Raw genomic sequence first — 26428 nt, 5'->3', positions numbered from 1 at the left:
AGTTAAAATCATACTGGACGTATGAATCATGCACAAATCTATAAATACAGAAAATTTCATCAATAGATCTTATATTTTCTCATTATCTGGACTTACTCAGACACAACGTATAAATCATCCACATTACTGGTTTTAATTGGGGATTACTCCAAAATACTTACTTTTTGTAATTATTTGTTATCAAATATCCTTACCTTCTTATTAATTTTGAATGAATTTGTAAACGATTGAACTCCCAATCCATTCATATCCTATTTTTCGGTAGATGGAATTCGATGTCGGGTTTTCCATATCCGTATATAAAGCGCAGAAACTTTTCCCTTCGTCTAATAATTTCTTCGTCAAAGCCCATACCGATTGAGTAGCATAACCTTTCTTTTTATATTGATCAGGTGTGAAGACACCGTTGATTGTAGCACCATTAGGCGTCTCTCTCGCCCGGCATACCATAGAAACATAGACACCTGCTCTTTTCCAAAAATGAACCCTTTTTGCTTCTACCATTTGAGCCGCCAGTTCTTGTGCTCTATCTTCATCTATGAGTTCATTCGTCTGTTTTCCAAATTCAATCAGCCATTGTTTAACCAGTGGTTTATCGGCTTGCCCAGCCTCCACTAAACTCCCCTCCTGCTGCTTCAATGGAGAGAGGTGACGCAAAAGGTAAATCCCTTGTTTCATATGTAGTTCAGGGCGACAGCTGCTCACATCTTGCCACTCCTGTACAAACACATCCACCGCTTGTTCTTCTCCTAATACACCAGGAACTTCAATATCATGTTTTTTCAAGTAGGTGGTTAATAAACGAATATGTTGTGGATTCATGGATTTTATAAAAGGTAAGATCCAATAATGTGGAGGGGTTCTCAGGGCCAAAAAGACGGTAGTGTTTCCATCAGCGATACGTATCCGCTTAAGATGAAGTTTGGAAGGATCCTGTTTCATTTGATTTAAAATTCCAATTGGAAGGTTATTTGCTGCTTCATTTTGAAGTAATAATGACTCAACCTCTTCTAGAAAACAGTCAAGTGGTTCGTTTCTTATAATTTTCATAATTTATACCCCTCTTCTAGGTCAATGAAACTATTTGCATGATAAAATAGTCATTCAAAGTCGAAAATTAAAACTATTTTAACATCTTGACATGTCCTCTACAATGAAAGAAAGGAGTGATGCAAATGACTAAAAAAGAAATCGAAGATCAGATTGCTTCTTTGAAATCTGATTATATCCGCATCCAAGGAGATATGGATAAATTAGAAGCTAATGGTGTAAACGTTCAAAACGCTGAAGCGCAGCTTGAAAAAATCGAAGTAGAAATGAAAGAATTGAGAAAAGAATTGGCTGAAGTGAAGTCCTAATAATAAAGCCTCCCGCTTATTGCGGGAGGCTTTATTCATGATTTATTCTTTTGTTCATTCCGTTGTTCTTCCAATCTCTCCTGTATCCGCTCAAACTCCTTACTCGGCGGTGTTAAGGAAACGACAACGTCGCCATCCTCAGCTTTATTTTCTGAGTCCTGACTGTAGAATTCGATTTTACCTGATGCTTTTTTAATGAACAAAAGCATAGCGACTTCATCTATGTTGTCCAAATATTTTTGGTACGTATATTGAGCGGTGATGTTCGTTTTCCTAAAGACATATCCATTTTCAACCATCGTGTTCAGCTCTTCCCACGAAGCACCGTCTTTGAAAAGGACACGCCCACCTATAGTATGAACAAGGTCTTCAAGGTCATCGCCTTCTTTATTCCTTAAACTCAGTTGGAATAAATTATTTCTTCCGAATTCCGGAACAAAGGTCGTACAGACGAGTGCATTATAAGAATCAAGTTCAGTAGCGGCAATCAAATACTCGTACGGTGTCATATCCAGGTAATACTCCGTTTGTTCAGACAAAATTTCCCCGTGATATGATTTGATTCCCATCGACCTTGCACGAGATAAACGCTCCCATGAAGAATCTGCTATTAAGACCGGAACCTTCAAATCTTCAAACGTTTTAGCCAGACCTGTAGAAAATGCACTTCCTCCTGATATTAAAACCCCGGGTGGTCCTTCAGTAGAAAGGTTTAGTTTCTTAGAAAGCCAGCCAATCGAAAACCCATGCGCAACTACGGTCGTGAATACCAAGGCAAAGGTGATGGAAATAAGGATGGAGGCATCCTCAAATCCTGATTCTAAAAGAATGCTTGAGAAGTAACTGGCTACCGTCAAGGCTACAATACCCCTTGGAGCAATCCAGCCGACCAACAGCTTCTCAGACTTCGATAAATCGGTCCCTAATGTGGATACGAATATCGATAAAGGACGGACCACAAACAACATGAGAAGCACAAAACCTATAGTTCTTACGTTGAATATTTCAAGCAGAGTCTCCTGAGTAAGAGAAGCTGTCAACATTACGAAAATAGTGGAAATCAACAGCAAGGAAATATTTTCTTTAAAATGCCTCATATCAGCAATAGATGAAATGTGCATATTTGCGAGTGTCATCCCCATGGCGGTAACAGAAAGCAGGCCTGTTTCATGCGTCACTTCATCTGCAATTGTAAAGCAGGCAATGACTACTGTGAAAACGACTGGAGACTTCAAAAATTCAGGGACATACCCTGTTTCAAACATCCAGCCGACGCCTTTACCACAAATCAAACCGAGTAGTACGGCGAAAATGGACGCTAAGAAGAAAGTAAACAGGGCTGACGGGTTTACGTTGGTTCCTAATAAAAACTCAATGATTTCAAATGCGAAGACGGCAAGTAACGCACCTATGGGGTCTACGATAATTCCTTCCCACTTTAAAATTTTAGCTGGACGAGGCTTCAGTTTCGCCTGCCTTAATAATGGAAGGATGACTGTCGGCCCTGTGACGATGAATAAACCACCAATGACAAAGGCTACCGCCCAGGATAGTCCTGCTACATAGTGTGCAGCCAAAGATCCGAGAATCCAGCTTAAAAACGCACCGAACGTAACAATTCTGAAAACCGGCCGACCAAGGCCTCGGACTTCCTTAAAATCGAGGTTCAAGCTTCCTTCGAATAATATGACGGCGACAGCTAAAGAGATAATAGGCTTGTATAAATCCCCAAAATCCTCTTCAGGATTCATCATCCCAAAGACCGGACCTGCAAGCAGACCGACAATGGACATGACTACGATAGCAGGCAGCCGGAAACGCCAGGCGACCCATTGGGAGCCTACTCCCAAAATACCAATCACCATAAATTGGAGCAGTAGTGAATCAATCATGAATGACATCCCTCGTCTCCATAAGTAGTTTTATTCTGACAATTAGATATAGCCATATTCTATATCCAGCTATACATTCTGTAAACAATTTAGGTTGTGGATAGGGACCCATGCCATAAAGCCCGTTTCATGTGACTCTGCCCCGCACATTCATACATTACCGGAAGCTGAAAGACAAAGCTATCTCTTCAACCAATAAGAATGAGAAACAGTTCTTTTTGTAAGCGTTTTTTCAATTGGAAATCATAACCTTTATAATTTTCTAAAAAATTTGTTGACATACGAATTCCCCATTGATAATATTGCTTGGGCGTAAAGATTCATCATTTTTTGTCGAACACCAGGTTTATCCCAGAACAGCTTCTGCTACGTGTTGGATAGCAGAGGTTTTTTTACGTAAAATATACTGACACCTATGAGGAGGCACATTGAATGAGAGCACGTGATACTTTATTTATCGGTTTTACCCTATTCGCACTATTCTTCGGTGCTGGAAATTTAATTTATCCCGTTTCATTAGGAATGGAATCAGGCCATTCTTACTTTGCTGCTATTGCAGGGTTTGTACTAACAGGAGTGGGGCTTCCCATCATAACGATTGCTGCCATATCCCTTGTCCAAAACGGAGCGATCCAGCTTGCTGGACGGGTTCACCCTATGTTCGGATTATTATTCACATCCATGGTCTATTTAGTAATCGGTCCATTTTTTGCTATACCCAGAGCAGCCAATGTAGCGTTTGAAACTGGTGTAGTTCCTTTTGTAAATGGATCTTCATTAACATTATTTATTTTTACTGTTGTTTTCTTTATTCTTGTCTATTGGGTAAGTCTAAATCCATCCAAAATGGTCGATCGAATCGGTCAAATGTTAACACCGGCTTTATTCCTTGCCATTCTTGGCTTGGTCATAGGGAGTTTCTTCTTCCTTGATGGCCCTGTTCAATCTGCTGGTGAAAAATATCAAGCACAACCATTCTTTACAGGTTTTCTGGAAGGATACTTGACGATGGATGCCATCGCATCTTTAGCATTCGGAATCATTGTCATAACTTCATTCCGTGATCGCGGGGTCACAAACCCGAAAGTATTGATGACCCGTACCATCAAAGCCGGTTTGATTACAGCTGTCGCTTTGACCAGCGTCTACGTGGCGATCGGATGGATTGGTGTGAAAATGGCCAGTGAGGGTACTTATGATAATGGAAGTGCTATCCTATCTGGTGCTGCACAAATTATGTTCGGACAACCTGGAACCATTCTGCTCGGTGTCATCGTATCTCTTGCATGTTTTACGACTTGTGTCGGTCTGACAGTCGCTTGTGGTCAATTCTTTTCCAAAAGAATTCCAAACATGTCCTATAATGCAGTCATCATTATCGTGACATTAATCAGCTTTGGAATTTCCAATATCGGATTGAATCAGATCATTTCTTATTCTGTACCCGTTTTAGTGTTTGTTTACCCAATTACAATTGTATTGGTAGCCTTGACTTTCATAGGAAGACTTTTCAACCACTCCACATACGTCTATCGCGGGGCGGTTTTATTCACATCCGTCATCGCTCTTTATGACGGGCTGGTCGCATTTGGAGTAGATGTTTCTTCCATTCAGCCATTGATCAGTCAGCTTCCACTTTTTGAATTGAACTTAAGCTGGGTAGTGCCTGCTGTAATCGGAGGCCTTATCGGAGGCGGCATACAGCTGATAAAACAGCCTAAAGAACAATCCGTCTCTAAAGAAAGCTATCAAAACTAAAAAATAAAGAACCACCCATCTTGTTACAGAGGGGTGGTTCTTATTTGTTTAATTAAAATATACGGTATTTAAGGAATACAAGGAGAACGAAAAAGATCAGTTATGAGCTGAGCAATGTGACGCTCACCTTCACATCCAGCTTCTGTCCACCTCCACGATAAACCCCCTGCAAAGGACTAACATCGGCATAATCTCTTCCTGTTCCGATTCTAATGTGGTGTTCCAATACCTCCACATTGTTTGTGGGATCTAAACCGACCCATCCGATTCCAGGGACCATGACCTCTACCCAGGCGTGCGTAGCTGCATCACCGATTAAAGCAGAGTCCTCCCCCACATATAGATAGCCACTTACATAACGAGCTGGAATTCCATTCGCTCTTAATACGCTGATCATGATGTGAGCAAAATCCTGACAAACTCCCGCTTTCATTGGCCAGGACTCATATGCTTTTGTATTTACGTTCGTAGTTAAAGTGTCATAAATAAGGGATCGGTTTATATATTCCATCAAATCAAGTGAAAATTGAATGGGATCTGATGGATTTCCGACCTCTCGAGTGATTTCTGCCACCTGCTCCTTGTACATGAATGTATAGGGTGTTTCATTCAAATAAGCAAGATAGTGATTTCTGAACAAATCCGAATGAAAGATTGTCCGCATTTCATCAGAACTGTGGATCATGCGTATTAATGGAGTCTTTTGAATACTCACTGTTGATGAAGTTTCCACAGTCAAATGTTCATGTTTCTCAGGAATGAAAAATGTCTGTACATGGTTCCCCCAAAGATCCACATGCTCTTTTATGACAGAGTTGGGATAGATTTCAGTACGATAAGCCAATAATCTTTGACATTCATCCGTCCTTGGTTTCAAACGAATATGATTCATACTTTGATCTACAAAGTTTTCATAATAAAACGTATTCGTATGTTCGATTTGATACTTCACGTGTATTCCTCCCGATGACTCTCTTACCTCACATGTACTGGTTCAATTAAATAATACGTTTCGGAGAACATACGACTAACCGTCTGGCATCGATCTTGGAAATGGTCCAGGAATTTCATCAATTCTTCCATGTCCATTTGCTCAATCGATGTTTGCTCTATTTCTTCTTTTACCAGCTCTAACATCTGGAACAAATCTTCCGAGTAGTGAGAGACTTTTCCTGATTCTAAGTTTTGAATGGCATCGGACACATGATCGATACAATAGCGTATCGATCGTGGGAATGTACTTTCCTTGATCATGAAATTCAAGACATGTTTGGATTCCATACTAGGCGGATGCTCTTTAATGTATCCATCATAACCATTCAAGAAATGAAGTGCTTTCAGCCAGTAGTAGTAATTACTGGTTTTATGAGGCGCTTCTCTTCTGTTTTTTTCACAAACGACATTCAGGACCCGGGCAGTTTTTTCAGCTCTCTCCAGCCATTTTCCTACTTTGATGAATGTGTAAGGAATACCGCGGCTCATCGTCGATTCAATGACTCCCTGCGCTGTCATCGAAGTTTTGATCACTTCTTTCAAGTATTCCTGCGTATGTTGTCTAGTGTTCGGCAATTCCTGCCAATCTTTTTGAGATAGGTGGAAATGGTTCAATACTTCCCACAAATCATCGGGAATAATGTCTCTTGTAGCCTTTGCATTTTCCCTAGCATACAACATGCAGTTCATAGAGGAATTGATATTCAAAGGGCTCATCATTAGATATTGAATGATCGCTTCACGATCGATGCGATTGTATAATTGATCATAATCTGCTTTAGATGCACATATCTCGAGGATTTCTCCCCAATCACGGTCAGCAATACCTTCGTCTGAAACTTCTACCATGTGAATCAAATGGCCGCTGAGTACCCTTGAATTATTTTCTGCACGCTCAATGTTCCGGGACATCCAATACAATGAATCAGCTAAACGACTAAGCATTGGATTGACCTCCTTCCGTTAAAATCCACGTATCTTTTCCACCGCCACCTTGAGATGAGTTCACAACAAGGGATCCTTCTTTCAACGCAACTCTGGAAAGCCCCCCTGGAAGAACGTTCGTATAACGCCCATTCATGACAAATACACGTAAGTCGACGTGACATGGATAAAACCGTCCGTCCTGGTAGGCTGGTGCCCTGGATAATTTGATGGTAGGCTGGGCGATATATTGACTTGGTTTTTCAATGATTTTCCTTCTGAACTCTACACGCTCTTCCTCGGTGGATTGGGGGCCGATCAACATATCATATCCGCCCGATGCACCAACGTTTTTCACCACCAATTCATCCAAGTGGTCCAGAACATAATCCAGTTTTTCAGGATCGCTCAGGAAATAAGTCTCAACATTCGGAAGGATAGGCTCTTCATCTAAGTAAAATCGAATCATTTCAGGAACATAGACATACATCGCCTTGTCATCCGCTACTCCGTTTCCAATCCCGTTTAAAATGGAGACATTTCCTTTTTTATAGGCACTTAATAATCCAGCAACACCTAATGCTGAATCCGGACGGAATGCCTCTGGATCAAGGAAATCATCATCAATTCGACGATAGATGATATCCACACGTTTCAAACCTCTAATTGTCTTCATATAGACGACATCGTCTTTGACGATCAAGTCCCTTCCTTCAACCAACTCTATTCCCATTTGTTGCGCTAAAAATACATGGTCATAATAAGCGGAGTTGTACATTCCAGGGGTCAGCAGGACTGCTGTAGGTTTTTTGTCAGGGTCTGCATTCAATGGAACATGACTTGTAACGGCATTGTGAAGTTCTGATAATTGATGTTCGAGGGACTCTATGGAATGCTGATAGAATAATTCTGGATAGACCTGCCTCATCACATAGCGGTTTTGGAAGACATAGGACATCCCGGAAGGGTTCCGCAAGTTATCTTCAAGCACCCTGTAATCTCCGTGTTCGTCACGGATCAAATCCACCCCGGCAAGGAAGATGTGGTTGTTCAAAGGAATCTTCACCCCACCCACCTGTTTGTGGTAATAATATGGATTATTCTCGATGAGGTCTCTAGGGATGATGCCGGCCTCTACGATCTCTTGATCATGGTAAATATCTTCTAAGAATAGATTCAAAGCCTCCATACGCTGCTTTATACCTTTTTCAACTTTATTCCACTGCTCTTCAGGGATGATAATCGGTACAAAATCGAATGGCATCGTCCGCTCTGTACCACCTGTATGGTTATAAACAGTAAACGTGATTCCCTGGCGAAGGAAATTCAATTGAGCCGTTTCATGTTTTTCTTTTAATTCTTGCTCTGAAAATTCCTCTACCAGTTGATAAAACCATTGGTAATGATTTTTCGGTTGTCCATTACTTTGAATCATTTCGTCGAAGAATGTCCCAGTCTGGTAATTGATCAACACACTAAATCCCCTCCACATCTAAAATTAAAGATTCATACACACAGTGTACCGCAGAAACCGATAAATTGTAAGAATATTGCAACATAATTCACCTTATTTCATTATTAAATCCCCCAACTCCATCATTCGATTCGGCTTATGACCATGATAAGATAAAAGGAGAAATAGAGTTATAGAAAAAATGAGCATTTAGAAAAAGGATGATAAAGTTGATTCAAAAAGCTGAACAACTCCTGCAACAATATTACGGATTTTCTTCATTCCGCCCGGGACAAGAACAAGCGATTCGCCAAGTATTAGAATCCGAAAATACATTAGCGGTCATGCCCACAGGCGGTGGAAAATCTCTCTGCTACCAAATTCCGGGGCTCGCTTTACCCGGGACAGCCATTATTATTTCTCCATTGATTTCCCTGATGAAGGACCAAGTGGATGCCTTGAATTCTTATGGAATTGCAGCCACGTATATAAACAGTTCCCTTTCAATCCAAGAACAAAGACAACGGATATCAGATATGGAAAAAGGATCGTATCAATTTATCTATGTAGCACCTGAACGTTTCGACTCCAGCCACTTCATGAGTGTCGTGAAAAGGATCGACCTCTCATTGATTGCATTTGACGAAGCCCACTGTATATCCCAGTGGGGTCATGATTTCAGACCCAGTTACCGTTCTATTGTTCCGACATTGAAACAGATTCCTGATCTGCCGGTACTGATGGCTCTGACAGCCACTGCAACTCAAGAAGTCATCAAAGATATCCAAGCGTTGATCGACGTTCCCGATCATTCGGTGGTCAACACGGGCTTCGCGAGGGAGAACCTTTCCTTCAGAGTCATCAAAGGACGTGACAAACGGGACTTCGTGCAGGAATATTTAAAATCCCGTCCCGATGAAGCAGGGATTATTTATACAGCCACTCGGAAAGACGCCGATCAATTGCAGCAGTTTTTATCCAAAAAAGGGTATTCTACAGGAAAATATCATGCAGGGATGACAGAAGATCAACGGAAGCAAGTCCAAATGGATTTTGTGCAGGACGAACTCACGACGATCATAGCTACCAACGCGTTCGGAATGGGTATAGATAAATCAAATGTTCGATTTGTGATCCACTATTCCATGCCGATGAATATTGAGTCTTATTATCAGGAAGCGGGGCGTGCAGGACGCGATGGTGAGCCTGGAGACTGTATTCTTCTTTTTTCCAGTCAGGATATCCATCTGCAGCGGTTCTTGATCGATCAATCCCCTGCTGAAGATAAAAAGAAAGAGGAGTATGCAAAGCTTCAATCCATGGTGAACTACTGCCATACCCATACATGTCTGCAACAGTATATTCTAGAATATTTCAATAACCCCTTCCCCACTGAGCCTTGTGGAAAATGTTCCAATTGCACCTATGAAGGGATCGAGCAGGACATGACACGCGAAGCACAAATGGTTCTTTCATGTGTAAAACGAATGGACGAGAGGTTCGGTGCGGGGCTGACAGCCAAAGTGTTAAGAGGTTCTTCCGATCAGAAAGTGAAACAATTCCAATTCCAAAAGCTCCCTACTTACGGAATCATGACTAATTACACAGAAAAGGAGTTGACCCGCTTCATTCACTTTCTTACAGCTGAAGGATACCTTGCTCCAGGACAAGGGAGATACCCCACTCTCCGATTGACTGAAGAGGCACTTGACGTGTTGAAAGGAGAAAAGCCTGTCATCATGCTGGTGGAGTCAACCACCACCGAACAAGAGGAAAAATATAATCATGAATATTTCAATCAACTGAGAATCGTCCGTAAATCAATCGCTGATGAAGCTGGTCTTCCGCCTTACGTTATTTTTTCCGATGCCACTCTTAAAGATCTTTCGATTTACCTTCCACAAGACAAGGATGAGATGCTTTCCATCAAAGGGATAGGTGAACAAAAGTTCAATCAATATGGTGATCAATTCCTGGAATTGACAAGAGAATGGGCTGAAAATGCGGAGAGCAGGCCGGTTCCTTCAACTAAATCAAGGTCCGGAATTGCAAGAAAAGATCCAGCAGATGATCGTCCGAGTCATATCATCTCTTATGAATTGTGGAAAAACGAAGAAATGACGGTCAACGAAATAGCTAAGGAGCGAGGTTTAAGTCCTCAAACGATTGAAAACCACCTTTTCCGCTCGGCAGCTGAAGAAGATACCTTTGATTGGTCCCGCTTTTTCAATGACAGTCAGGAACAACAAGTATTAAGCCTCTATGAACAGTTGGAAGAGAAAAAGTTGAAACCGTTAAAAGAAGCTCTACCCGATGAATTCAGTTACTCTATGATTAAAGCTGTTCTTCATAAAAATGAATGTATGTAAAAGGCTGTAGAAACTTCCACTGTCGTAATAGTAAAAATTCCATCAGCCCCCTAAAAGAACGCGCTTCCCAGATGGACAGCGTGTTCTTTTTAAGACTTGGCTCTGTTAAAGTCTATTGTTGAAATTTAAACGATATCTTACTAGTTCACATTCCTGAATTGTGATTTCGGTCCGTTCTTTACCAGGAGTATGGGATGGCAGACTCTTGTGGGATAAAGGTCCATCGTGAGACCCCGGAAGGCGCAGCCTGATTAGGCTCACGGTACCCCACGAAAAGCGAGTCATTCAAAAGGCCGCCTCATAAAAAACCCAGGACGGAAAGCTCACCTGTAATATAACAACACCAAGCAATAACAAAGCCAAGACTATAAAAAACACTTTTGAAAGAAATTATGGAATTTTTGCCAGGCCCACCGCAGCTTCTTTATAATAAATTCAGGAGGGATTGCATGACGAAATCAAAAATAACGAGAGATACTGTTCGGAAGCTTGACCAAGCAGACCATTTAAATAAATTCCGCAATGAATTTTACCTGAAAGAAGAACATTATTACATGGATGGAAATTCGCTTGGTTTGCTTTCGAAAAGAGCTGAACACACACTTCTTACTGCTCTTCAGGACTGGAAAAATCATGGAATCGAAGGTTGGACCGAAGGAGAACAACCATGGTTTTACATGTCTGAAAAACTTGGTGAAATGACGGCACCACTAATCGGTGCAAAGCCCCACGAAGTCATCAATACGGGATCGATCACGACCAACCTGCACCAATTATTAGCTACATTTTTCAAACCGGACAATCAACGTACGAAAATTTTGGCAGATGAACTCAACTTCCCCTCTGATATTTATGCAATAAAAAGCCAGCTTGAACTCCACGGCCTGGATCCTGCCGATCATTTGCTTCAAGTAGACAGTGAAGATGGCTATACACTATCGGAAGAAGATATCATAGCTGAGATGTCTGAAGATATTGCCTTGCTTTTACTCCCCTCTGTTTTATACCGCAGTGGACAACTGTTAGACATTGAGAAGATTACAAAAGCCGCCCATGAAAAAGGGATCACTGTCGGGTTTGATCTGGCCCACTCCATCGGAGCGCTTCCACACCAACTGAACGAGTGGGGAGTTGATTTCGCTGTATGGTGCACGTATAAATATTTGAATAGTGGACCCGGAGGCGTTGGTGGATTATTTGTACACGAAAAACATACAGGTAGAAAACCAGGCCTTGCAGGTTGGTTCAGCTCAAACAAAGAGAAACAATTTGACATGGGGCATACATTGATACCTGCTGAAAACGCAGGCGCCTATCAGATTGGAACTCCTCATATCATGAGTTCTGCACCTCTTCTCGGGTCTCTTGAATTATTCCATGAAGCGGGAATTGAATCCGTTCGTGAAAAATCACTGCAATTGACTCGTTTGATGATGAATTTAATCCACCAGGAGCTTTATGATTGTGGGTTAAAAATCGCCAATCCATTAGAAGACCAGCACCGTGGTGGCCATGTAAGCCTGATTCACCCTGAAGCGGCTAGTATTTGTAAAGCTTTAAAAGACGAGAACGTCATTCCTGACTTCCGCTCCCCCAATGTCATTCGATTGGCTCCTATAGCTCTTTACACAAGTTTTGAGGATGTTTATGAAGTCATGTTCATACTCAAAGATATTATTATGAATGAAAAACACAAACAATATAAAAATGAACGAGGAATTATTGCTTAAGGAGGAGGATGCTTCATGAAGTTGATTGATATTTCGATGACGCTTGATGACCAAACCCCACCGTGGCCGGGGGATCAAGCATTCAAGTACAACCTGACTTTCTCCATGGAAGAAACAGGATCTGTGAATGTCGGCCAACTGAAAGCCAGCAACCATATCGGGACACACATCGATGCCCCTTTTCACTATGACTCGGATGGGTTTAGGGTGGCAGATTTACCAGTCGAGAGGTTTCTTGGTGATGCTTTAGTGATCAATATGGAAAATAAGAAAAACATAACCAAAGACGACCTCCACCCCTTTGAATATCATGGGGTCAAGAAAGTTTTATTCAGGACAAACAGTTGGAAAGACCGCTCTGAATTCCCAAAGGATTATACGGTTATCGGAGCTGATGTGGGGCCTTACCTTCGTGCCAAGGGAATCGATTTGATTGGTGTCGATACGCCTTCTGTCGATCCTGAAACCAGCAAAGAATTGAATGCCCATCACTCCCTTTACGAAAATGACATTTTGATTTTGGAAGGTCTGCAATTGGAGCACGTGGCTCCAGGTGTCTATGAATTAATGGCTTTCCCACTTAAAATGAAAGAAGCAGATGGGAGCCCTGTCCGAGCAGTACTAAGACAAAAATAAAAAAGGTTGGCGCAAGGGTATGCGCCAACCTTTTTATATTTTTCTACTTCTGTTCTTTATACATCTTCTTCGCCACTTTAGGAGCAAGCCAAATCATTGGTAAAAGCAATAACGAAACAGGTACGGCTGTTACCACAATGAAGTTCTGAAGCTGTGTAATACCACTATCTCCTGTAATCAGCAGAATGACTGCAACTGTACCCATCAATACTGCCCAGAAGATACGAAGCCAGCTTTTCGGATTTCCTTCCCCTGTAACTGCCATGGCGATCGTGTAAGACATGGAGTCACTTGTCGTAACGACGAAAAGTATCGTCAACAACAAGAATAAAGGAGAAATGACACTGGCTAATGGGAATTGTTCAGTAATAGCGAACATAGCCGCAGAGTTACCTGCTGAATTCAAGGCTTCAGATACGGAGCCAGGATTATTCAGCTCGAAGAAAATACCGGATCCGCCTAGTACGGTAAACCAGAACGTTGAGATGACTGGTGCAAAAATGGAAACGGCGACAATGATTTCTCTAATCGTACGTCCTCTGGAAATACGACTGACTAAGATTGCCATCATTGGACCATACCCAATGAACCAGCCCCAGAAGAAGACCGTCCAGAAAGAAAGCCAAGTCGTGTCTCCCCTGAAAGTACTCATCGGAATAAACTGATCAATATAAAAACCGAAACCAGATAGGAAATGATTGAAGATGAAACCACCAGGACCGAAAATGACGATAAACACCATCAGTCCTATTGCTAAACGGACGTTAAAGCTACTCAAATATTGAATCCCTTTGTAAAGGCCTGTTACAGCTGAGATCGTTGATATGAGAACAACGGCAAATATAATGCTGAACTGCGTGCTGAATTGGTTAGGGATTCCAAATATCTCCTGCAGACCGTAACTCGCCTGCAGTCCTAAGAAACCGATTGGACCAATAGTTCCAGCTGCGACAGCGATGACTGAAAAAGCGTCAATGACTGTACCGATCCAACTGTGACGGATTTTTTCACCAAAGATCGGATACAACAACGTACGAGGTTTCATCGGCATGCCTTTATGGTAATGTCCATACATCATCACAACGGCACTGATCGTACCAAGGATTGCCCACGCGAGGAATCCCCAGTGCATAAAGCTTTGCGCTAATGCTGGATCGATGGCCGCTTTTGTTCCAGCCTCAATACCGGATTGATGCGGTGGAACCGTCAAGAAGTGGTACATCGGCTCAGCAGCTGCCCAGAAAACTCCACCACCAGCTAATAATGTAGCCATAATGATGGATAACCATTTATACAGGCTGATTTCGGGCTGATCGATACCTCCCAATTTTATCTTTCCATACTTGGAAAATCCAAGCCCTATTCCTACGAAGAATGTTGCAAGCATCAACACCTGCCAGAAGGCACCAAAATATTTGGCTGACCATCCAAACCCTTTATTTACGATTGTTTCTACTAAGTTGATATCTATAAGTGCTAGAAAAACGAATAGTACTAAAAGACCACCGCTTATTCCAAAGACGGGCCAATCTACGCGCCCTATTTTTTTATTGTTCATAGTTCTCTCCTCTTTGATTTGATAATTCGTGCTTCGTTCAGCACATTTTCTGACCCTAACACTTCTTTAGACCTAGTGTAAAGTATTAATTGTTGTTAACGATTTCATTTTATTAGTCACTCTGAAGAATCAATCTGACGAAGTCATGAGAACATTTCATTTGTCTTGTTAGTATAAGAATCCCTTATGTTTAAGAGATTTATTCATCTTCCCGCCAAAGTGCAGTGGATATGACCCTATATCCTTTTTCAACGTCCTTCAGTTTATTTACACATATGAAAATAGAATTACTCTACCACCTATCTCAAACAAAAATGCCGCACCCCAAAAGAGTACGACACTTGAATGTATCATTCGGCTTCGTCATATTCGATATCATCATCTTTATGTCTTTCCTGACAGTCTTTACAAAGCTTCAACTCTTCCTCTTTCTTTGTGGTCAATAATTTTCCACAATTTCCACATTTCCCGAATTCGTTTGGATTGGCTTGGAAGCCGGGAAGTTCGTTTTCTGGACCTGGCATATATATCTCTCCTTTTCACGTTCTTTCTTTATATCCTTTCCCTTGTATAAGAAAAATCAATCATCGGGTTATGTCCTTTGCCACCATCAGACCTGAAAGAGTAACACCCAGCGTTCCTGCCCCGGGAAAAACGGTATCTCCGCACTGATAAACTCCGTCAATACCCGTGCGGATTGAATAGCTGCTCAACCAGCTGAACCGCCCTGTAGGTGCATATCCTCCCACTTTACCTCTTTTTCTCCGCAGCCACTTTTCAAATGTGACAGGTGTACCCGGCAAGACCAAATCGAGGCTTTTTTCAAAACCGGGGAAGTAGTGATCGACAGTCTGTATCAGTCGGTTTTTCATCTTTTCTTTTTTCTTTTCATAATCTGCTGCCGCCCACCAGGGTTCCACTCCTGTATGGGTCGACAAGGTCAATGACCTTTTCCCCTCAGGCGCCATACTCTTGTCCTCCGGGTCAGAAAGTGAGAGGAGAAACTGTCCCCCATCATGCAGATCATCCGGATGATTCGGATCGATAAATTGATGATATAGTGCGTCTGTATTACGGAACAACTGGTCATCTACTCCCGCATGTATGATGAAAGCCCCCCAACTTTCCTTGTTTTTTTCTTTTTCTTTTTTTATCAAGGTCTGTTTACCTAAATTTTCAGATAACGTATCATGTAAATTATGGATGGAATTGTTTAATATGACTTTTTTTGCTGTGAAAATCGTGTTTCTTTTGGAGTGTAGATGAAAATATTGTCCTGATTTTTCTACATTTATTACCGGGTGACGAAGCAAAACTTCATTTCCGCATGATTCAATATACTCGGCTAACTGATGAGCAATTGTGGCCAAACCACCATGTACGGCATAAGCACCTTTGTGAAAGGTCTGCAGTGCTGCATAACCCAGAAACGCTGGACAGTTTTCTACACTTGTCTGAACACTGTCCATCAATTCCCCGTTTAAGAATGTACGGAACAGCCGGTCGCTTCCTAAACGAAAACTCTTAAGGCGGTCTTCAACAGTTTGAGTCATGTATGGAATAAGCTTCAATGAATTTTTGTCCACCAGCTTAACCATTTCCAACCAATCTTTAAAATTATGAGGCGGGAAAACAGGTAATCTTTCTACTAACTTATCGACTAATGCTCCAACTTTGAATACTTCATCATAAAACGACTTTATTTGACTTGCATGCTGGGGGAAATGGCAGTCGATTTCTTTATACCATTGTGCACGATTTTGATAATAGTGGATGGTACGATCAGGCAGATGGATATCCATGATCGGATTTAGTAATTTCATATCAGGCCTTTTAATACCGAGGGATGCATAGAGGCGATCAAATACACCTCCTTCTTCAAACCCCATACCTACTGTGGCACCTGATTGGAATCGATATCCTTGTCGTTCGAACTTTCCCGCACTGCCTCCCAGTTCATTAGATGCTTCAAACAAAATGACTTTCAAACCTTTTCGAGAGAGTTCTGCCGCAGAGGCAAGCCCTCCAAAACCAGCACCGACGACCGCTACATCATAAACCATTGTCCATTCACTCCTATCCTGTTATTTATATCCCCTGTTTTTTATTTTTTAGGCTCTGTTAAAGTCTGTTGTTGATATTTTAAACGATTACTAAGTAGCCCCCGTCTGGGATGAGGAGTCCGGTCCATTATTTACTCAGAGCATGGGATGGCAGGGAAAACAGTCCGCTTTCCGCGGGGAACGCTGAGCCTCCTCGAACTTCGTTCTCCGGGGTCTCACCTTGTTCCTTTTTCCCGCAGGAGTCTACCTGTTTTCCCTGCCATCCCCTTCGTAGTTGGTGTAACGGACTTCGGTTATAGTCTTTCCGACCTTTCTACTTTGAAGAGGCAGCCTTGGGAATGGCGAGACTCCTGTGGGATGAAGGTACATCGTGAGACCCCGGAAGGCATCAGCCTGAGGAGGCTCACGGTACCCCACGGAAAGCGAGTCATTCCCAAGGCCGCCTCAAACAAATTCCAGGACAGAAAGAGCTGATATGAGCTCACATGTGAAATAACAACACCAAGCAATAACAGAGCCATTTTTTAAAAGAAAAAATACACACCTGAGTCTTTTCCAAAAAAATTATCGTCGAATAAATGTGAGAAGGGAGAGAAGCATCTGTGACTGAACATCTGTCGAATAAAGAATCATTCACAAGAGATCAGGCAATTGAACACATCATGTTCCATTACGGAGAAATGATGAAACGTACCATTTACACGTATGTAAAGAACTTCCATACGACAGATGACATCTTCCAGGAAGTATTAATTTTGATTTACAGGAAGTGGGATCAATACGATGGCCGCGCTCATTTGAAAACCTGGGCGACCCGCATTGCAATCAACCGAAGTAAAGACTATTTAAGGTCTCCCCTTCACCGGATCAAATTAATGAAAGATCAGTGGCTCGATCAAAAAGATGATCGTCATACTGAAGGAGAAATTATTAAAAAGGAAAAGTGGGATGAGATTGCCGAAGCGATTTTGGATTTACCCATCAAGTACCGTGAAGTGATGATATTGACTGTACAACAAGGTCTCTCACAAAAAGAAATTGCAGAAGTCACAGACGCCCCCTTATCTACAATCAAGACAAGAATGCAAAGAGCCAGAAAGATGTTAAAAAAACGAGTCAATGAGGGGGAATGGACCCTTGGATAGCAAAAAGCTGAAGGATGCTATCAATCAGAAAATCAGTGATAAGCCCCTGTATACGGAAGAGGATCGCCGACGTTTTTACAGCAAAACGAAGAAAAATAAACTTTGGTCTATAAAGGTACCTGCCCTGCCTCATATCTTGACTGTGCTGCTCATTCTATTGTTAGTTGGAGGGTCCACGGTATTTCTAAATGGAAATCCCTCCCCTTTCCAATCTGCAAACGACCCTGTTTCTGATGAAAATGGAGTGGAAGAAAACCCTTCTGAACAAGGGGGAGTAAACATTACGGAGAAGGTAAAAGAAATTAAAGGGGCTTTCTCTTATCAATTGAATGTTGAAGAGGCAGAAACGACATTCAACAGTAATTCTTCTCTTACTTACAAGAAGAAGAATCCAGTCACCGGAGCTGAAACTCTGACAAGTGAATTTATGTACTACGATGGTGAAAGTTTCGTTCATAAAGAGGATATGACTCTTACAGGAAAAGATTATAAAGAAGGAAAACCTGCTCTTTCTTTTGAGATTACCTGGGGTGATGACAAGCAAGCCGATTCTGCTATTCTTGTCTATTACTCGGAATCCGAAGGCAGAGTAGTCGAAGAAAAATTCACATCCGATGGATTTATATATAATGCAGACGGAGAAAAGATTCAAATTAAAAACCACTTACAAATGCAGGAATTAGTTTTAGAAGCAATCAGCGAATCAATAGGAAAAAACTCAAAACCTATTATAGAAAAGGACTTGAGTTTAGTGAAAGAATTGACGATCGACGGTTCAGAATTCCATGGGATATATGACATAAAAGGAAAGGCTGAACATTTCTCCATGATGGAAAATCTTGAGCATTTGACTTTGAAGCAGGCTGTCATCCCTCCTGAATTACTTAAGGAAATCCCTAATTTACGTAAGGTCACATTCATCGGACCTTCCATCATGGACTTGAGCTCTGTGGCGGAGGGACTGCAAAAAGTCACTCATATTAATATTAAAAACAGCTCATTCAGAGGAAGTGCAGAAGATTTAATGAGCCTTCAGAACTTAAAAGTGGTTGTATTAGATAAATCAAATGTCCCAGATTGGAAACGTCTTGAAGAAGAAGGTATAGAAGTAAGAGAAAAATAATAAGGAGGCAATAACATGTGTGGCATCGTAGGTTATGTGAATGAAAATCAAGTACTAGAGGAGTCTGTAATCCAAGCGATGATGGAAAGAATCCATCATCGCGGACCGGATGATGGTGATTACTATACTGACGGAACAGCTTCACTAGGGTTTCGCAGACTGAGTATCATCGATATGTCTTCTTCTGCTAATCAACCGATGATGAACGAAGACGGGCGTTTTATTTTGACCTTCAATGGAGAAATTTACAATTTTCATAGTCTAAAAGATGACCTCATTTCGAAGGGGCACCAATTTGAAAGTCATACAGACAGTGAAGTTATCCTTCATGGTTATGAGGAATATGGAGTGGAGATCCTTCAGAAGCTTCGCGGAATGTTCGCATTTGCTATTTGGGACAAACAGGAAAAAGAAATGATTTTAGCTAGAGACCCATTCGGAATTAAACCGCTGTACTATACCGAATCAACAAAAGATGGATCGTTCGTTTACGGGTCTGAGATCAAGTCTTTCTTTCCCTACCCTTTATTTATCAAACGTTTCAATGAGGATGCATTAGAACCCTACTTAACCTTCCAATACTCTGCATTGGACCAGACTTTTTTCAAAGGTGTACATAAACTGAAGCCTGGTCATTACATGATTTATAAAAAGGGACAGATAGAAACGCATGAATATTGGAATCCAGAGTTCACTGAGACTCAAGATAAGCTGAGTGATGCGATTGACTCCATCAACGAAGTGATGAAGGATTCCGTTCAATACCATAAAATAAGTGACGTGAAAGTAGGTTCATTTTTATCTGGAGGCATTGACTCCAGTTATATCACGACCTTGCTTAAACCAGAAAATACTTTTTCAGTAGGTTTCAAAGAGTATGAAGGCATATTCAATGAAACAAACTTAGCTGAAGACCTATCTCAACAGCTCGGCATTCAAAATCATAAGAAATTGATAACAGGTGACGAATTCTTTAATAAAATACCCGAAATACAATATCATATGGATGAACCCCATGCGAACTTATCATCGGTCCCCCTCTACTTCCTGGCAGAATTAGCAAAAAAACATGTCACCGTCGTTCTTTCAGGAGAAGGTGCTGATGAATTGTTCGGCGGCTATGAGTGGTATCGGATAAGCGAAAAGCAAAAAATATATGAAACGATTCCTTTCCCTGTCCGGAGAGTGATCTCGAAGGTTGGACAGCGCCTTCCTCAAAATAAAATCACCAATTTTCTAGTCAAGGGCGGCCAGAAAATTGAAGAAAAGTTTGTAGGGCAGGCAAAAGTTTTCACTACTGAAGATGCTCAGAATGTATTGAAGAAACCTTATCGAAACCAACATACCCCACAACAGATTCTTGCTCCTACTTATAAGCGGGTAGGAAAATCAAATGACAGTACAAAAATGCAGTATGCAGATATCAAGCACTGGCTTCCTGGTGACATTCTTCAAAAAGCTGATAAAATGAGTTCTGCTCACTCATTGGAACTTCGTGTTCCCTTTCTTGATAAAGAAGTCATGAAGGTCGCAGGGACACTTGCCCCTTCTTTAAGAGCCAATAACAAAGATACGAAATTCGCTTTAAGACAAGCAGCCAAAACGGTTCTGCCAGATGAATGGGCTAATCGCCCGAAAGTAGGTTTTCCTGTCCCCATCCGAGATTGGTTGCGTCAGGATAAGTACTATAATCATGTGAAACAAGTCTTTGAATCTGACCATGCAGCTCAGTTTTTCCAAACTCAAGAATTACTGCGGTATTTGAATGAACACTATGAAAATAAGGGCAATCATCACCGTTATATATGGACGGTCTTTGTGTTTTTGACTTGGTATGAAATCTATTTCATCCATGACGGGGAATTTCCTCATTCTACTGGATCGTTCACTGGAGATAGAGAGCTTGTATATTCCTGATCAAACGGTTGGTTTACTTTATTTCTCTTTGGAGATAGGATAACAACCGGAGTGAGGGTTCATGACAACGCTGTACTATAGAAGAGAATAATAAAAGGCTGCTAAGTATTCCTTAGCAGCCTTTTTGAGTTCTTGCTTATTCAAATGAGATAGCCCAGCTTCCTTTTCTCATCACTGGTTCTTCCGTTCCATCTTCCAACACACCATCAATATCGATCTCAGCAGACCCCATCATGAAATCAACATGTGATAGGCTGTCATTAACTCCATGTTTATCGAGTTCTTCTTCATTCATGTCTGATCCGCCGGTCATATTATTCGGGTAAGCCTTTCCTAGAGCGAGGTGGCAGGATGCATTCTCATCATATAGAGTGTTATAAAAAATCAATCCAGATTGTGAAATTGGAGACTCATGAGGCACGAGAGCCAATTCACCTAAACGTTTTGAGCCTTCATCCGTCTCCAGTAAGTGTTGAAGGGTTTCTTCTCCTTCCTCGGCAGTAAAATCTACGACTTTACCTTCCTTGAAAGTAAGAGTGAAGTTATCAATGACATTGCCACCATAATTCAATGGCTTTGTACTTGATACTTTTCCGTTGACTCCATATTTATGTGGAGCCGTGAAAACTTCCTCTGTAGGCATGTTCGGGTTGAATTGTACGCCTCCCTCAACTGTTTTGGATGGACCCCCTTTCCATATATGCCCTTTCGGCAATTCAACTTCTAAATCCGTACCTGGAGCTTTATAGACCAGTTTGTGGTATTGTTTTTCGTTTAGGAATTCACGTGCTTTTATAAGGGTTTGGTTGTGCTCTTCCCAAGCAGCATTAGGATCCTCTCTGTCTACGCGTACAATACTGAATATTTGTTCCCAAAGTTTTTCAACAGCTGTATCTTCGCTTTCTCCAGGGAATATCTTTTGAGCCCATGCAGGAATTGGGATACTTACGATTGACCATTGAATTCGATCATTCATTGTGTATCCGCGGAATGTAGACATCGCCTGCGCTCTTGCTTTGTTGGCTGCTGCAACTTTACCCGCATCGATCCCCTTCAGCAGGTCCGGGTCGGTCGAGCGCACAGAAAGAATTGCCGCTCCCTCTTCTGCAAAATATGTGTATTGTTGTTTCTGCCATTCAGGTACTTCTGAGAGCGTTTCTTGATCTGCGTATTCATATTTCAAGCGGGTAAGAACATCATCTCCCCAGTTGATATGTACATCTTTTGCCCCCATCTTATAAGCTTTTTCAGCGATGAGACGTGTGAACTCTGCACCTTCAATCGTAGAGTTGATCATCAATTTTTGACCTTCTTGAAGATTCACTCCCGTTTTCAAGGCTAAGTCGGCATATTTTTCTAATTGCTTGCGTTCAGGCATTTTCATGAATGTTCCTCCTATTCAATCTAATCTCCGTCATTTATTATTCCATATTTGTCATGAATATACAAAAGGAAGCCCATCCAAAGGAAATGGGCTTCTAACTCTTCAAGTAAAAATGAAGGTACTATTTGAGATAATATTGTAGAGCTGTTCAACAATCAAATGAATCAGCCATTCTCCATTTCTTCAACAATCAATGACAGTTCTTCCCAGCGCTCCATTTTAGACTCTAACTCTTGTTCGAGCTCTTCTTGTTTTTGGTAGAGTTCCTGTACTTTATCGAAGTCACTGGAAGCTTCAGAGATCTCTTCACTTACGGATTCAAGCTTCATTTCTAGATCTTGGATATCATCCTCGATCGTCTCCCACTCTTGTTTTTCATGATAGGATAGCTTCCGCTTGCGGTTCGACCTTCTCGTCTCCTCTTGATTGGAGATCGTTTTCCGCTGTTCGGTTTCGGTCTTCTGCTCAAGCTTCCTTTCCTCCAAGTACTCTGTATAATTTCCATGGAATCTTCGTAGTTTCGTATTCCCTTCAAATGCAAGAAGCTTATCAACGACACGATCCAGGAAGTACCGGTCGTGGGAAACCGTTATGACTACGCCAGGAAACTGTTCTAAATAATCTTCCAAAATACTTAACGTTTCCGTGTCCAAATCGTTGGTCGGCTCATCTAAAAACAATACGTTCGGTTCACTCATCAGAACCCTCAACAAATAAAGACGTCGACGTTCTCCTCCAGACAACCGCTTAATATAAGTCCACTGCTGAGACCTTGGGAATAAAAAGCGTTCCAGCATCTGTTCTGCAGTAATTTCATCCCCGTCGGCAGTCGAAATAACTTCAGCTTCTTCTTTGATGTACTCTATAACTTTAAGGGAATCATCAATTTCCTCATGATTTTGTGTGTAATATCCGATTTTAACTGTCGAACCGACCTTAACATGGCCTTGATCCGGCTTAATTCTTTGAGCCATGATATTCAAGAGTGTCGTTTTACCAGAACCATTCGCTCCGATGATCCCTAACCTTTCACCAGGAACCACTAAGTAATCCAAATCTTGAATGAGGGGGTCTCCTCCAAATCCGTGAGTAATCCCTTCCAATTCTAAAACTTGTTTCCCCAGTCTTGTCGACCCTATTGCCATATCGACATTTTCTTTTTTCGTATCAAACGTTTCATCCTTCATCGCTTCCACCCGCTGTTTTCGGGCTTTTTGCTTCGTGGTCCTCGCTTTTACTCCGGCTTTCAACCAAGCCAATTCTTTACGAAGAGTGTTCTGGTGTTTTTGTTCTGCCTGGCGTTCCTGTTCTTCTCTCTCCGCTTTCTTTTCTAAAAACGTTTCATAGTTTCCTTCATAGATATATAAGTTTCCTTTGTCCAACTCATAAATTAAATTCGTCACCCGATTCAGGAAGTAACGATCGTGAGTGACTACGATCAACGAACCTTTATAAGAAGACAAATATTCTTCGAGCCATTCAATCGTTTCATTATCCAAATGGTTGGTAGGTTCATCCAGTAATAGTAAGTCGGCGGGCTGAATAAGCGCCTTGGCTATCGCGACCCGCTTTTTCTGTCCTCCAGATAGATCTTCCACCTTCTTCTCATAAGATGCTACACCCAACTTAGAAAGGATGGTTTTCGCCTGCGTATTCGCTTCCCATGCATCTTTCTCATCCATTTTTTGCTGAAGGTCGAGCATTTTCTGTTGCGTGGATGGATCTTCTGGATTTTGGGCCAGCTCGATCAAAACCTGCTCATAACTCCTCATCACTTTCATGACTTCGGAATCACCATAGTAAATCTGTTCTAAAACCGTTTTTCTTTCATCCAAGTCTGGTTCTTGAGGGAGATATTCAACGGTGAAATCTTTCGCGTGATCTTTCTGACCTGCATCTCCACTTTCGATATCAGCCAATATCTTCAATAATGTGGACTTTCCTGTACCGTTGACTCCTATCAACCCGATTCTCTGCTGGTTGGTTATCGTAAAAGAAATATCTTTGAATAAATCCTTATCCCCAAAACTCTTACTCAGATTTTCCACTGATAATATACTCATAAATCCGCTCATCCTTTAATCAGAATCTTATCCAATAATAGCATAATAGCGCGGTACACGTCTTTTCTTAAAATGACCAGCTTTCTTAAGACGGGGTCCAATATTTTGAAACCCAGGGTCGCAGGAGGTTTCCTTTTCATTACATAGAGAAGAGGGTCTTGGAAATCACTCGCTTTCCGGGGGCATGTAGTGAGCTTCCTCAAGGCGAAGCCTTTGCGGGAACTCACCAATCATGTACACCCCACAGGAGTCTCCTGATTTCCCAAACCTCCTAATTGTTTGTAAGAAGAACGGAAACACGCGGATAGTAGAATAGGCAAAACCCACAGAGCGGACTAACACCTACCCTATTCTCTAGAAGTAATGTCTTTGGCTTAAGTGTTAAATATTAGTTGGAGGTTAATTTGTTAATCAAATAAAGGCATGTTCATAAATCAACACAAAATATCAAGATGATTACGAGGACAAAAAAACGACCCTCCTCACCTACAGAGAAGGATCGTTTAATAGATTGCTTATTGGTTTGCACGTTTTTCGCTTTCGTAAGCGATGTCCTGATCTCGTCTCCAATATTCCATTCCATCGACACCAGGCAGATGGTCTTGGTAGAAGATCGGATCTTTTCCTTGTTTCCGTTGTTCACGGTAATCCTTCAGTGCTGCATAAGCGACAGATGAAAGTCTGAGAATGGCATACAAGTTAATCAACGCCATAATTCCCATCGTCAGGTCAGCAAGTGACCAAACCAATTCAAATTTAGCAACTGCACCGAAAAGTACCATCCCAAGAACAGCAAGACGGTAGATGAAGATGTTCGTTGAACTACTCTTGATGAACTCAATGTTCGTTTCTCCATAATAATAGTTACCTATAATAGAACTGAAAGCGAACAGGAGAATGGCAATGGCAATGAAAATAGCTGCCCATGTTCCCAGTTGGTTTTCGAATGCAGCCTGTGTAAGCTGAATTCCATCAAGTTCAGTTCCCGCGTAATCACCAGCAAATAGAATGATAATTGCTGTAGCACTACAAATAAGCAGCGTATCAGTGAATACACCTAACGTTTGAATCAAACCTTGTTTGACAGGGTGTGTAACTTCTGAAGTTGCAGCAGCGTTCGGGGCACTACCCATACCTGCTTCGTTGGAGAAAAGTCCTCGTTTAATTCCGATGAGAATCATGCCTCCGAATGTTCCCCCTGCTATCTCTCTAAATCCGAAAGCACCTTGGAAGATTTGGCCGACCATGACCGGGATCTGTCCAAAGTTATTGAATAGTACGTATCCAGCGAGGATAAGGTAGAACACAGCCATGACAGGAATAACGTATTGTGTCACTTGTGCGATCCTTTTCAAACCACCAAATATAATAAGTGCGACGACAAGAGTAAGGATGATGCCCATCATCCATTTTTCTACATTGAATGAGTTTTCAAATGCCAGTCGAATCGTGTTGGATTGCACAGAGCTGAAAACGAGACCGTACGTAAACGTGATCGTAATCGCAAACAAGATTCCAAGTTTACGGTTCTTCAACCCTTTTTCCATGTAGTAGGCCGGTCCTCCACGATACTGATTTTTATCTGGTACTTTGTAAACTTGAGCCAGTGTACTTTCAATAAATGCTGAAGCGCCTCCTAGTAATGCGACGATCCACATCCAAAATACGGCTCCAGGTCCTCCGACGGTAATAGCCGCAGCGACTCCAGCAAGGTTTCCTGTCCCTACACGGGATGCCGTACTGATCGTGAACGCCTGGAAAGCGGACGTTCCTTTTTTCCCTTCTGCTGAAATCGATCGTTTGTCGAACAATACACGAACCATTTCAGGAATGTAACGGAATTGAACGAACCCGAGTTTGATGGTGAACCATAAACCGAGTCCTAATAGAGAAGCTACAAGAATATATCCCCACATATACGTATTGAGAACATCAAGAACTGCTTTCAATTTCCTACACCTCCAAAAATATTAAATATTCAAATAATTACCAATTTATTGCTCGTTTTCCCTGTATTCATGGCGTTCAAACGGAATTGAATAGATTATTGATAATATTCTCC

The 26428-nt window shown here is 41.6% G+C and carries 20 protein-coding genes; 8 read left to right on the top strand and 12 right to left on the bottom strand.

Annotation, left to right across the window (positions count from 1 at the left end):
• Positions 1–201: 201 nt before the first annotated feature.
• Positions 202–1050, bottom strand: coding sequence for a GNAT family N-acetyltransferase (locus tag LCL89_RS15220; protein WP_224810803.1), 849 nt, complete (start codon positions 1048–1050; stop codon positions 202–204).
• Positions 1051–1175: 125 nt separating this feature from the next.
• On the opposite strand from LCL89_RS15220, the gene LCL89_RS15215 reads away from it, so the two are divergent.
• Positions 1176–1358 (top strand): SE1832 family protein, encoded by a 183-nt coding sequence (locus LCL89_RS15215; RefSeq protein ID WP_224810802.1) that lies wholly within the window; start codon positions 1176–1178, stop codon positions 1356–1358.
• Positions 1359–1393: 35 nt separating this feature from the next.
• Here the strand turns inward: LCL89_RS15215 and LCL89_RS15210 are convergent, their stop codons facing one another.
• The gene (locus tag LCL89_RS15210; protein WP_197317128.1) at positions 1394–3250 is read right to left on the bottom strand and encodes a cation:proton antiporter; all 1857 of its coding nucleotides are present in this window, start codon (positions 3248–3250) and stop codon (positions 1394–1396) included.
• A 432-nt stretch (positions 3251–3682) separates the two neighbouring features.
• Here LCL89_RS15210 and brnQ point away from each other — a divergent pair, with 432 nt between their 5' ends.
• Positions 3683–5008 carry a branched-chain amino acid transport system II carrier protein gene (gene brnQ / locus LCL89_RS15205; protein WP_224810801.1) on the top strand — a complete coding sequence of 442 codons (1326 nt, stop codon included), beginning with the start codon at positions 3683–3685 and terminating at the stop codon, positions 5006–5008.
• Between the two features lie 100 nt (positions 5009–5108).
• On the opposite strand, the gene LCL89_RS15200 is transcribed toward brnQ, so the two are convergent.
• Genes LCL89_RS15200 through LCL89_RS15190 form a run of 3 tightly spaced genes read right to left on the bottom strand, consistent with a single transcriptional unit; the run spans position 5109 to position 8399 of the window.
• Positions 5109–5960: a transglutaminase family protein gene (locus LCL89_RS15200; protein ID WP_197317126.1), complete on the bottom strand. Its 852-nt coding sequence runs from the start codon at positions 5958–5960 to the stop codon at positions 5109–5111.
• Between the two features lie 23 nt (positions 5961–5983).
• Positions 5984–6946, bottom strand: a complete 963-nt coding sequence (locus LCL89_RS15195; RefSeq protein WP_197317125.1) for an alpha-E domain-containing protein — start codon at positions 6944–6946, stop codon at positions 5984–5986.
• Entirely contained in the window at positions 6939–8399 is a 1461-nt protein-coding gene (locus tag LCL89_RS15190; RefSeq protein ID WP_224810800.1) for a circularly permuted type 2 ATP-grasp protein, read from the bottom strand. The genes LCL89_RS15195 and LCL89_RS15190 overlap by 8 nt, the downstream gene beginning before the upstream one ends.
• A 200-nt stretch (positions 8400–8599) precedes the next feature.
• Between LCL89_RS15190 and recQ the strand changes: the two genes are divergently transcribed.
• From recQ to kynB, 3 genes are all read left to right on the top strand, one after another.
• Positions 8600–10747: a DNA helicase RecQ gene (gene recQ / locus LCL89_RS15185; RefSeq protein WP_224810799.1), complete on the top strand. Its 2148-nt coding sequence runs from the start codon at positions 8600–8602 to the stop codon at positions 10745–10747.
• A 449-nt stretch (positions 10748–11196) separates the two neighbouring features.
• Complete coding sequence (gene kynU, locus LCL89_RS15180) at positions 11197–12477, top strand: kynureninase (protein WP_224810798.1); 1281 nt, start codon at positions 11197–11199, stop codon at positions 12475–12477.
• Positions 12478–12492: 15 nt separating this feature from the next.
• A complete protein-coding gene (kynB, locus tag LCL89_RS15175) occupies positions 12493–13113 on the top strand; it encodes an arylformamidase (protein WP_224810797.1) in 621 nt (206 codons plus the stop codon).
• A gap of 43 nt (positions 13114–13156) precedes the next feature.
• Here the strand turns inward: kynB and LCL89_RS15170 are convergent, their stop codons facing one another.
• The 3 genes from LCL89_RS15170 to LCL89_RS15160 form a co-directional block, all read right to left on the bottom strand.
• Positions 13157–14671, bottom strand: coding sequence for a BCCT family transporter (locus tag LCL89_RS15170; RefSeq protein WP_224810796.1), 1515 nt, complete (start codon positions 14669–14671; stop codon positions 13157–13159).
• A 350-nt stretch (positions 14672–15021) separates the two neighbouring features.
• The gene (locus tag LCL89_RS15165) at positions 15022–15195 is read right to left on the bottom strand and encodes a hypothetical protein (RefSeq protein ID WP_224810795.1); all 174 of its coding nucleotides are present in this window, start codon (positions 15193–15195) and stop codon (positions 15022–15024) included.
• Between the two features lie 60 nt (positions 15196–15255).
• Positions 15256–16734, bottom strand: coding sequence for a phytoene desaturase family protein (locus LCL89_RS15160; protein WP_224810794.1), 1479 nt, complete (start codon positions 16732–16734; stop codon positions 15256–15258).
• Positions 16735–17336: 602 nt separating this feature from the next.
• Between LCL89_RS15160 and LCL89_RS15155 the strand changes: the two genes are divergently transcribed.
• The 3 genes from LCL89_RS15155 to asnB are packed head-to-tail and all read left to right on the top strand — an operon-like array spanning position 17337 to position 20919.
• Positions 17337–17879, top strand: coding sequence for a sigma-70 family RNA polymerase sigma factor (locus LCL89_RS15155; protein WP_224810793.1), 543 nt, complete (start codon positions 17337–17339; stop codon positions 17877–17879).
• On the top strand, positions 17872–19002 hold the full coding sequence (locus tag LCL89_RS15150) for a hypothetical protein (RefSeq protein WP_224810792.1): 1131 nt from the start codon (positions 17872–17874) through the stop codon (positions 19000–19002). The genes LCL89_RS15155 and LCL89_RS15150 overlap by 8 nt, the downstream gene beginning before the upstream one ends.
• A gap of 15 nt (positions 19003–19017) precedes the next feature.
• Positions 19018–20919 carry an asparagine synthase (glutamine-hydrolyzing) gene (gene asnB / locus LCL89_RS15145; protein ID WP_224810791.1) on the top strand — a complete coding sequence of 634 codons (1902 nt, stop codon included), beginning with the start codon at positions 19018–19020 and terminating at the stop codon, positions 20917–20919.
• 136 nt (positions 20920–21055) lie between these two features.
• Here asnB and LCL89_RS15140 read toward each other — a convergent pair whose 3' ends face one another.
• The 4 genes from LCL89_RS15140 to LCL89_RS15130 all read right to left on the bottom strand — a co-directional run bounded on the left by LCL89_RS15140 (position 21056) and on the right by LCL89_RS15130 (position 26282).
• A complete protein-coding gene (locus LCL89_RS15140) occupies positions 21056–22297 on the bottom strand; it encodes an aminopeptidase (RefSeq protein ID WP_404813439.1) in 1242 nt (413 codons plus the stop codon).
• A 170-nt stretch (positions 22298–22467) separates the two neighbouring features.
• Positions 22468–24366, bottom strand: coding sequence for an ABC transporter ATP-binding protein (locus LCL89_RS15135; RefSeq protein ID WP_224810789.1), 1899 nt, complete (start codon positions 24364–24366; stop codon positions 22468–22470).
• 8 nt (positions 24367–24374) lie between these two features.
• Entirely contained in the window at positions 24375–24506 is a 132-nt protein-coding gene (locus LCL89_RS16795) for a hypothetical protein (protein ID WP_263620741.1), read from the bottom strand.
• A 375-nt stretch (positions 24507–24881) separates the two neighbouring features.
• Positions 24882–26282: an alanine/glycine:cation symporter family protein gene (locus tag LCL89_RS15130; RefSeq protein ID WP_197317702.1), complete on the bottom strand. Its 1401-nt coding sequence runs from the start codon at positions 26280–26282 to the stop codon at positions 24882–24884.
• Between the last annotated feature and the right edge of the window lie 146 nt (positions 26283–26428).

The sequence above is a fragment of the Halobacillus yeomjeoni genome (genome assembly GCF_020171525.1).
GTDB lineage: Bacteria > Bacillota > Bacilli > Bacillales > Halobacillaceae > Halobacillus > Halobacillus yeomjeoni.
Note: the sequence above shows the minus strand (reverse complement) of the source record. Positions and strands in the feature narration are given on the sequence as shown.

Coding starts and splice junctions, on each gene's coding strand:
- LCL89_RS15165 (WP_224810795.1), bottom strand. CDS start 15,195: ATGCCAGGTCCAGAAAACGAACTTCCCGGCTTCCAAGCCAATCCAAAC.
- LCL89_RS15130 (WP_197317702.1), bottom strand. CDS start 26,282: ATGTGGGGATATATTCTTGTAGCTTCTCTATTAGGACTCGGTTTATGG.
- LCL89_RS15210 (WP_197317128.1), bottom strand. CDS start 3,250: ATGATTGATTCACTACTGCTCCAATTTATGGTGATTGGTATTTTGGGA.
- LCL89_RS15170 (WP_224810796.1), bottom strand. CDS start 14,671: ATGAACAATAAAAAAATAGGGCGCGTAGATTGGCCCGTCTTTGGAATA.
- LCL89_RS15220 (WP_224810803.1), bottom strand. CDS start 1,050: ATGAAAATTATAAGAAACGAACCACTTGACTGTTTTCTAGAAGAGGTT.
- LCL89_RS16795 (WP_263620741.1), bottom strand. CDS start 24,506: ATGAAAAGGAAACCTCCTGCGACCCTGGGTTTCAAAATATTGGACCCC.
- LCL89_RS15135 (WP_224810789.1), bottom strand. CDS start 24,366: ATGAGTATATTATCAGTGGAAAATCTGAGTAAGAGTTTTGGGGATAAG.
- LCL89_RS15160 (WP_224810794.1), bottom strand. CDS start 16,734: ATGGTTTATGATGTAGCGGTCGTCGGTGCTGGTTTTGGAGGGCTTGCC.
- kynU (WP_224810798.1), top strand. CDS start 11,197: ATGACGAAATCAAAAATAACGAGAGATACTGTTCGGAAGCTTGACCAA.
- asnB (WP_224810791.1), top strand. CDS start 19,018: ATGTGTGGCATCGTAGGTTATGTGAATGAAAATCAAGTACTAGAGGAG.
- recQ (WP_224810799.1), top strand. CDS start 8,600: ATGATAAAGTTGATTCAAAAAGCTGAACAACTCCTGCAACAATATTAC.
- LCL89_RS15215 (WP_224810802.1), top strand. CDS start 1,176: ATGACTAAAAAAGAAATCGAAGATCAGATTGCTTCTTTGAAATCTGAT.
- brnQ (WP_224810801.1), top strand. CDS start 3,683: ATGAGAGCACGTGATACTTTATTTATCGGTTTTACCCTATTCGCACTA.
- LCL89_RS15140 (WP_404813439.1), bottom strand. CDS start 22,297: ATGCCTGAACGCAAGCAATTAGAAAAATATGCCGACTTAGCCTTGAAA.
- LCL89_RS15195 (WP_197317125.1), bottom strand. CDS start 6,946: ATGCTTAGTCGTTTAGCTGATTCATTGTATTGGATGTCCCGGAACATT.
- kynB (WP_224810797.1), top strand. CDS start 12,493: ATGAAGTTGATTGATATTTCGATGACGCTTGATGACCAAACCCCACCG.